This is a genomic window from Rhizobacter sp., from assembly GCA_021153565.1.
Classification (GTDB): Bacteria; Pseudomonadota; Gammaproteobacteria; order Burkholderiales; family Burkholderiaceae_C; genus Albitalea.
In genome coordinates, this window is record JAJKJU010000328.1 from 1 (window position 1) to 7,881 (window position 7,881).

The following is a 7,881-nucleotide window of genomic DNA, read 5'->3' on the forward strand; positions in this document are numbered from 1 at the left end:
ATCCACTCGAACGACGTCACCGCTTCACCTGCAATCGCCACCCCCAGGACCATCGCGATCACCGGATTCACAAAGGTACAGCTCGAAGCCAACCCCGCCGGTGCATTGGCCAGCAGCACCATGTACGCGTTGAATGCGATCAGCGAGCCGAACACCACCAGGTAAAGCCAGGCAGCCACTGCGGTCGGCGACGGAGGCCAGTGCGGCGCTTCACCGCCCAAGAGCGACAGGACCAACAGCACCGCGCCACCACAAATCATCTCGCTCGCGAACCCCATCGCTCCCGGTGCGAGCACCAGACTGCGCTGGCTCAGCACGCTGCCGATCGACCACGTGATGCAGGCCACTGAAATGGCGGCCAACCCTGCCGGCGAGGACTGGAAGCTGGCGCCCTGTGTCAACATCAGTACCCCCGCCAAGCCGACCCCAATGCCGGCCAGTTCAAGCCGACCCGGCTTGACGCCGTACAACAGATTGAGCGCGGCAATCATCAAGGGCACGATGGCGATGAAGGCCACCACCAAGCCTGACCCGACCGTGACTTCGGCGTTGGCCGTGCCACCCATTCCGCCGCCCAGCATCAGCGCTCCGATGATCAGCGCATTCCGCCACTGTTTCACGTCAGGCCATGCGGCGCCGCGCCAACGCATCCATGCCATCAGCAATACCCCGGCGAAAAGAAAGCGCGTCCCCATCTGGAAAAAGGGCGGAAAGCTCAGCAGTGCGAACTTGATGGCAAGATAGGTCGAGCCCCACACGAGCCAGGTGGCCGCGAGGCAGACGATCAGGATGCCCGACAAGGGCGAGCTGGTCGGAGGACGTGCGGCGAGCGTGTTCATGGCGGTGATCGACAGGATGAACGAGATTGAGGGGGCGCCATCCTATGACATCAGCGCCAGCGCCAGCCTCAAGAGTCATCGCCGGATTGCATCCGGGCGACGAAATGCATAGGACATGGCCCAAAACAATTTCCCGTTTTGGGGGGCGCAGGGCGGGCGCGCTGCGGCGGTGCTCCTCGCTTGTGATGGCTTGCCACACGGCGCTCGGGGCGCCTTGTATCGCATCCCGCCCAGCGGCCCCCAAAACGGAAAATTATTCCGGGCCATGTCCTTACAGCTTGATTCGTGCACGACAAACCGCGTGCTCGTACCATCGAGCGAACCCGCCGCAGTGAGCCACTTGTGCCTCACACGTCCACGCAACGAGGTTGACGCATGACCACACCCGACTTTTCCACCTGCGATCTGTGCGACTTGCACAAGAACGACAGGAGCGGCGCGTTCCGTGTCCTGCCACCGGTTTTTCGCGATTTCGGCGCGCGCCGCCGTTTTGCAGGCGCGGTAAGCACGGTCAAGTGCTTCGAAGACAACTCTCTCGTGAAAGCCGCGCTCGACGAGCCCGGCCGCCAGCGCGTGCTGGTGGTCGACGGTGGCGGATCGCTTCGCCGGGGGCTCGTCGGCGGTAACCTCGCAACGGCGGCCGAGCGCAATGGCTGGGCCGGCGTGGTCGTGCATGGCTGCGTGCGCGATTGCGCAGAACTCGCCCAGACGGAAGTCGGCATCCGGGCGCTGGCGCTCATGCCGCTGCCGACCGAAAAGAAAAATGCAGGCGAGCGCGACGTGCCGGTTCAGATCGAAGGCGTATGGATTCGCCCAGGCGATTGGCTTTATGCAGACGAAGATGGCATGGTCGTCACGCTCGAACCCAGGTAGTGCTCAACATGCCGAGCGTCAGCAGTACATGAAAGGCATGCTTCACCGTGAACATCCGTGAGTTTGCCCAGCACAGCGGCTTGAGCGCACACACCCTGCGCTACTACGAACGCGCAGGCCTGATGGGCGAGGTGGCTCGCGACGAACTCGGCCACCGCATTTATGGCGCGCAGGATTCGCAATGGGTCAACTTCCTGCATCACTTGCGCGAGACCGGCATGTCGATTCGCGAGATGGAGCGCTACTGCTCGCTGCGCACCCAGGGCGACGCCACAGTGGCGGCCCGCCTCGAACTGCTAGCGCGTCATGCTGACCAGTTGGCCAAGCGGCTGCGCGAGCAGCACGAGCACCTTGCGAAACTGCGAGACACGATCGCTATTTATCAAGCCCGTGTCGACGGCCGCGCGCAGCGCGGCGGCGACGGCCTCGACCTCACGGCTGCACCACCTCGAGCAGCCGATCCAAACCCCCGCCGTTGATCGCGACCATCGCTTGGTCCCGCACCTTGGGCTTGGCGTGATAGGCCACGGACAGGCCCGACACGCCCATCATCGGCAGGTCGTTGGCACCGTCGCCCACGGCGATGGCTTGGCGCGGGTCGATGTGAAGCTGCTTGCAGGTGGCGAGCAGCATCTTCATCTTTTCTTCGCCGTCGCAGATGTCGCCCCAGGGTTGGTCGACCATGCGGCCGTTAAGCAAGCCGTCTTCCACGGCGAGCACGTTGGAGCGTGTGAAGTCAATGCCCAGGCGATCGCGGATGCGGTCCGTGAAGAAGGTGAATCCGCCTGAGACGAGGAGCGTCTTGAGGCCCGCAGCTTGAGCCGCCCGGACCAGCGTTTCGGCGCCGGGGTTCAATTGCAGGCGGGTGTCGACGACCTCATGCAGCGCGCTCACCGGTACGCCCTTGAGCAACGCGACGCGCTGGCGCAGGCTTTCCTTGTAGTCGGTGATCTCGCCACGCATGGCGGCTTCGGTGATGGCCGCCACCTCGGCCTTGCGGCCGGCCGCGGCAGCAATCTCGTCGACGCACTCGATGTTGATCAGCGTCGAGTCCATGTCGAAGGCAATGAGCTTGAACGCCGAGAGTTGCAAAGGCGGCGCGAAGCCTTGGATGACGAGACCTGGGGCGTGGGAGTCGGACATGGTGCGTAAGGTCATTGCGGAACGGGGTCGGGCCTGGGCGCGCCAAGGGCCCGCAGCACGTCGCGAATCAACAGTGCGCGATCCTTGGGCTCTGCGGTCTCTTTTTCGATGCGCAGCTTGTCGTTGCCAGCGAGCTTGATGTGCCGATTCTTCTGCACCAGTTCGATGATGCGCAGCGCATCCACCGGCGGATTCGGCCTGAAGTTGATCACCATCAGCTTCGGCGCCGCATCGATCTTCGTCACGCCATAAGGCTTGGCCAGCACGCGAAGCCGATGCACGTCGAACAAGGTCTGACCCTGTGGCGGAAGCTTGCCGAAGCGGTCGGTGATCTCTTCGAGCATCGCGTCGATGTGCTCCGGCTTCTCCGCGGTCGCGAGCCGCTTGTACAGCGACAGGCGAGTGTGCACGTCGCCGCAGTAGTCGTCGGGCAGCAAGGCGGGCGCATGCAGGTTGATCTCGGTCGTCGCGCTCAAGGGCGACAACAGATCCGGTTCGCGCCCTGCCTTCAATGAGCGCACTGCTTCCGACAGCATCTCGTTGTAGAGCTGGAAGCCGACTTCCATCATGTTGCCGCTTTGGTTGTCGCCCAGCACCTCGCCGGCACCACGAATCTCGAGATCGTGCATCGCCAGATAAAAGCCCGAGCCCAGTTCTTCCATCGCCTGGATGGCTTCGAGCCGCTGCGCCGCCTGCTTGGTCAGGCCTTCGACATCCGGCACGAGCAGGTAGGCATAGGCCTGGTGGTGCGAACGCCCGACACGGCCGCGCAACTGGTGCAGCTGCGCGAGGCCGAATTTGTCGGCGCGGCTGATGACGATGGTGTTCGCGCTCGGCACGTCGATGCCGGTCTCGATGATGGTAGAGCACAGCAGCACGTTGTGCCGCTGCGCCACGAAGTCGCGCATGACGGCCTCGAGCTGGCGTTCCGGCATCTGCCCGTGGGCGACGCCGATGCGTGCCTCGGGCAACAGCTCGTGCAGCTTAGCTCGTCTGTTCTCAATGGTTTCGACGTCGTTGTGCAGGAAGTAGACCTGCCCGCCGCGTTTCAATTCGCGCAGCACGGCTTCGCGGATCGTGCCTGTCGATTCGTTGCGCACGAAGGTCTTGATGGCCAGGCGCCGCTGCGGCGCAGTGGCGATCACGCTCAGGTCGCGCAAGCCTTCGAGCGCCATGCCCAGCGTTCGCGGAATCGGTGTCGCAGTGAGGGTCAGCACGTCCACCTCGGCACGCATGGCCTTGATGGCTTCCTTGTGACGCACGCCGAATCGATGCTCTTCGTCGATGACAAGCAAGCCGAGCCGCTTGAACTTCACGGTCTGACTGATGAGCTTGTGCGTGCCGACGACGATGTCGACAGTGCCGTCCTCGATGCCTTCGAGCGCCACCTTGACTTCCTTCGGCGATCGGAAGCGCGACAGTTCCGCCACCTTCACCGGCCACTTGCCGAAGCGGTCGGAGATGTTCTGGAAATGCTGCTCGGCCAGCAAGGTCGTCGGCGCCAGAATCGCGACCTGCTTGCCGCCGGTGACAGCGACAAATGCTGCTCGCAAGGCCACCTCGGTCTTCCCGAAGCCCACGTCGCCGCACACCAGGCGGTCCATGGGCTGCGGCGACACCATGTCCTGAATGACGGCATGAATCGCGGCCTGCTGGTCGGGCGTTTCATCGAATCCGAAGCTCGCAGCAAAAGCCTCGTAGTCGTGCGGCGAGAAGCGGAAGGCGTAGCCCTCGCGCGCGGCGCGTCTTGCGTACAGATTCAGCAATTCGGCGGCGGTGTCACGCACCTGCTCGGCCGCCTTGCGCTTGGCCTTGTCCCATTGGCCGGACCCAAGCCGATGCAGTGGCGCCTCTTCGGCGCTCACGCCGGTGTAGCGGCTGATCAAATGCAGTTGCGCGACCGGCACATACAGCGTGGCCTTGTCGGCGTATTCCAGATGCAGGAACTCGCTGGGCCCGTCGCCGAGGTCGATGTTCATCAGCCCGACGTAGCGCCCGATGCCGTGATTCACATGCACCACCGGGTCGCCGACCTTCAGCTCCGACAGGTCCTTGATCAGCGCGTTGACGTCGCTGACCTGTTCCTGCTTGCGCTTGCGCCGTGCTGTGGGCGAGGTGGCGAAGAGTTCAGTTTCGGTGACGAACTGGATGGCTTTGCCCTGATCGGGCTCGTGCCAGAAGAAGCCTTCGGCCAGGGGCGCGGCGGTGATCGCGAAGCGCTCGTCGCCCGCTTCGAATTCGGCCAGCGTTGCGACGCTCGGCGGCTCGATGCGGCTGTCGCGAAGAAGCTCCAGCAGGCTTTCTCGCCGGCCTTCGCTCTCAGCCACGATGAGCACGCGATGCGGCGTGGTGCCGACGTGCAATTGCAGTTTCTTGAGCGGCTCCGGCGCACCGCGATCCACGCTCAGATCGGGCAGCGACTTCGCCCAGTCGACCGGCTCTTTGCCGCGCAAGGACAAGGCCGAATGCGCGCCGGTGAGCGTGAAGAAATCCTCCGGCTTCAGGAACAAGTCTTCCGGCGGAAGAATCGGCCGTTCGCGGTCATGCTGCAGGAAGCGATGCCTTTCGCGCGTGTCCGTCCAGAAACGCTTGAGCGCATCGTCGATTTCGCCGTGCAGCGCGATCACGGCCCGCTCGCCGAGGTACTCGAAGATAGTCGCCGTCTGGTCGAAGAAAAGCGGCAGGTAGTACTCGATGCCTGCCGTCGCAATGCCCGTTGCGATGTCCTTGTACAGGCGCACCTTGGTCGGGTCGCCTTCCATCTTCTCGCGCCAGCGGGCCCGAAACGCGGTGCGGGCATCCTCGTCCATCGGTAACTCGCGCCCCGGTAGCAGGCGCACCTCGGGCACGGGATAAAGACTGCGTTGGCTGTCGGGGTCGAAGGTTCGAATCGAATCGACTTCATCGCCGAAAAGGTCGACGCGGTAGGGCACCGGCGAGCCCATCGGGAAAAGATCGATCAGTCCGCCGCGAACCGCGTACTCGCCCGGCGAAACGACCTGGCTCACGTGCTGGTAGCCGGCGAGGGTCAACTGCGATTTGAGCGCGGCCTCGTTGAGCTTTTCCTTCTGCTTGAAATTGAAGGTGTAGCCCGCGAGGAAGCTCGGTGGCGCGAGTCGAACCAGGGCCGTCGATGCCGGCATCAGCACCACATCGACCTCGCCCTGGCGCATGCGCCACAGCGTGGCCAGCCGCTCTGAAATCAGATCTTGGTGAGGCGAGAAAGTGTCGTAGGGCAGCGTCTCCCAATCAGGGAAAACAGCGATGCGCAGGTGCGGTGCGAAGAACGTCAGCTCGCCTTCGAGCCGCTGTGTGTCAGCGGGTTCGGCGGTGACGATGGCCGTGAGCTTCTTGTTTGCCGCTTGCTCGCTCGCGAAGCGAGCGAGCAGCAAAGCATCCGATGAGCCGACGGGGCGGGGCAGGGTGAAACGCTTGCCAGGGGCAATGGATGGGATATTCATCGAGCGATGGGTGCAATGCAAATCGCCCCGCGAGGTGCTTCCCACGGGGCGATGCAAGTATGGAATTATAGAATTCGCGCGCTTTGCGGACCTCCATGACGACCATTCGCCCTTCTCGCTGCTTCGCCCTCGTACCCTGTGCCGGCATCGGTTCGCGCGCCGGGACGGTGGGGCCCAAGCAGTATGCGCGGCTGGCGGGCGCGACTGTGGTCGGGCACACGCTGTCTGCGTTGGCGCAGGTGAAGCGTCTTGAAAACGTGCTGGTCGTGCTGAGCCCGCAAGACGATGAATTCGAATGGCAGGTGCCCGGCTTTCCCGGATGGGTGTCGCGCAACGGCGGTGCGAGTCGCGCGCAAACAGTGGCCAAGGGGCTGGCCGATCTGGCGCAACACGGGGCCGCTGTCGATGATTGGGTGCTCGTGCACGATGCCGCCCGCTGCCTTGTGCGGCCTGAATGGGTCGACGGGTTGATCGATGCTTGCATCAACGACGAGGTTGGCGGCCTGCTCGCGCTGCCCGTTCCCGACACTCTGAAGGACGAATGCAATGGCCGCGTTGCCGCCACCGTCGACCGCGCAAAGAAGTGGCAGGCGCAAACGCCGCAGATGTTTCGCCTCGGCATGTTGTGCGACGCGCTCGAGGACGCAGGCGTCCACGTGACCGATGAAGCCAGCGCCATCGAGGCCAAGGGATTCGCGCCCAAACTCGTGCGCGGCGCACTGGAGAATTTCAAAGTGACTTACCCGAGCGACTTCGACATGGCTGAGCGCCTTCTGAGGACCCGGACATGAACCGCCCGCCACAACCGCGCATGCGCATCGGCGAGGGTTGGGACACGCATGTGCTGGTCGAAGGCCGGCCACTGATCCTGGGTGGCGTCGAGGTGCCTCACACGCACGGGCTGCTGGGCCATTCGGACGCCGACGCGCTGTGTCATGCGATCACCGATTCTTTGTTCGGGGCGATGGCCTTGGGCGATATCGGTTATCACTTTCCCGATACCGACGAGCGCTTCAAAGGTGCGGATTCGCTGGCTTTGCTGGCCGAAGCGGCGCGGCGTGTTCGCGCGGCGGGTTGGCACATCGGCAATGTGGACAGCACCATCGTTGCGCAAGCGCCGAAGATGGCACCGCACATCCTGGCGATGCGTCAGCGCGTGTCGACGGCGTTGGGCGTGGCGATCGAGCAGGTGAGCGTGAAGGCCAAGACGGCGGAAAAGATGGGGCCGGTGGGCGAGGGCAAGGCAATCGAGGCGAGAGCGGTAAGTCTGTTGTTCAAGCCCTGAGCGACATGGTCCGCATCACTGCTTGTCTCTCGGGGTCGACGTGACCTTAATTCGAAGGAGGCGGATTCGGCAAAAGCGGATCGGCAATATTTGATCTGCGTGCCCGTATTGCCCCCTCTCCCTCGGGCTGACCTTTACGCACGCTGGACACGTGGAAAGTTGCGCGTCTTTACTGGCTTTGACGACATTCTTTTGCAGTGATGTGAGTTTTCGACCGAAATCGATGTGAATTTCAGATGCTGGGAGATGGGGGTGATTTTTGAGAGACCCCTCACCCCAA

Annotated in this window: 7 protein-coding genes; 4 read left to right on the forward strand and 3 right to left on the reverse strand. The window is 63.5% G+C overall.

Going from position 1 to position 7,881, the window contains the following annotated elements:
* On the reverse strand, positions 1-839 hold an 839-nt coding region (locus AC30NL_RS20300), incomplete at its 3' end, for an EamA family transporter (protein ID WP_489465795.1).
* 375 nt (positions 840-1,214) lie between these two features.
* On the opposite strand from AC30NL_RS20300, the gene rraA reads away from it, so the two are divergent.
* Both rraA and AC30NL_RS20310 read left to right on the forward strand, forming a co-directional pair.
* Positions 1,215-1,712, forward strand: a complete 498-nt coding sequence (gene rraA / locus AC30NL_RS20305) for a ribonuclease E activity regulator RraA (protein WP_489465796.1) — start codon at positions 1,215-1,217, stop codon at positions 1,710-1,712.
* A 47-nt stretch (positions 1,713-1,759) separates the two neighbouring features.
* A complete protein-coding gene (locus tag AC30NL_RS20310) occupies positions 1,760-2,191 on the forward strand; it encodes a MerR family transcriptional regulator (protein WP_489465797.1) in 432 nt (143 codons plus the stop codon).
* Here the strand turns inward: AC30NL_RS20310 and serB are convergent.
* A complete protein-coding gene (gene serB / locus AC30NL_RS20315; protein ID WP_489465798.1) occupies positions 2,145-2,855 on the reverse strand; it encodes a phosphoserine phosphatase SerB in 711 nt (236 codons plus the stop codon). The two genes, AC30NL_RS20310 and serB, sit on opposite strands and share 47 nt — an antisense overlap.
* Before the next feature lie 11 nt (positions 2,856-2,866).
* Positions 2,867-6,316: a transcription-repair coupling factor gene (mfd, locus tag AC30NL_RS20320; RefSeq protein ID WP_489465799.1), complete on the reverse strand. Its 3,450-nt coding sequence runs from the start codon at positions 6,314-6,316 to the stop codon at positions 2,867-2,869.
* Between the two features lie 95 nt (positions 6,317-6,411).
* Here mfd and ispD point away from each other — a divergent pair, with 95 nt between their 5' ends.
* Entirely contained in the window at positions 6,412-7,107 is a 696-nt protein-coding gene (ispD, locus tag AC30NL_RS20325; RefSeq protein WP_489465800.1) for a 2-C-methyl-D-erythritol 4-phosphate cytidylyltransferase, read from the forward strand.
* Positions 7,104-7,601, forward strand: a complete 498-nt coding sequence (gene ispF / locus AC30NL_RS20330) for a 2-C-methyl-D-erythritol 2,4-cyclodiphosphate synthase (protein ID WP_489465801.1) — start codon at positions 7,104-7,106, stop codon at positions 7,599-7,601. Before ispD ends, ispF begins: the two co-directional genes overlap by 4 nt.
* Positions 7,602-7,881: the final 280 nt, after the last annotated feature.

Coding starts and splice junctions, on each gene's coding strand:
- rraA (WP_489465796.1), top strand. CDS start 1,215: ATGACCACACCCGACTTTTCCACCTGCGATCTGTGCGACTTGCACAAG.
- mfd (WP_489465799.1), bottom strand. CDS start 6,316: ATGAATATCCCATCCATTGCCCCTGGCAAGCGTTTCACCCTGCCCCGC.
- serB (WP_489465798.1), bottom strand. CDS start 2,855: ATGTCCGACTCCCACGCCCCAGGTCTCGTCATCCAAGGCTTCGCGCCG.
- ispD (WP_489465800.1), top strand. CDS start 6,412: ATGACGACCATTCGCCCTTCTCGCTGCTTCGCCCTCGTACCCTGTGCC.
- ispF (WP_489465801.1), top strand. CDS start 7,104: ATGAACCGCCCGCCACAACCGCGCATGCGCATCGGCGAGGGTTGGGAC.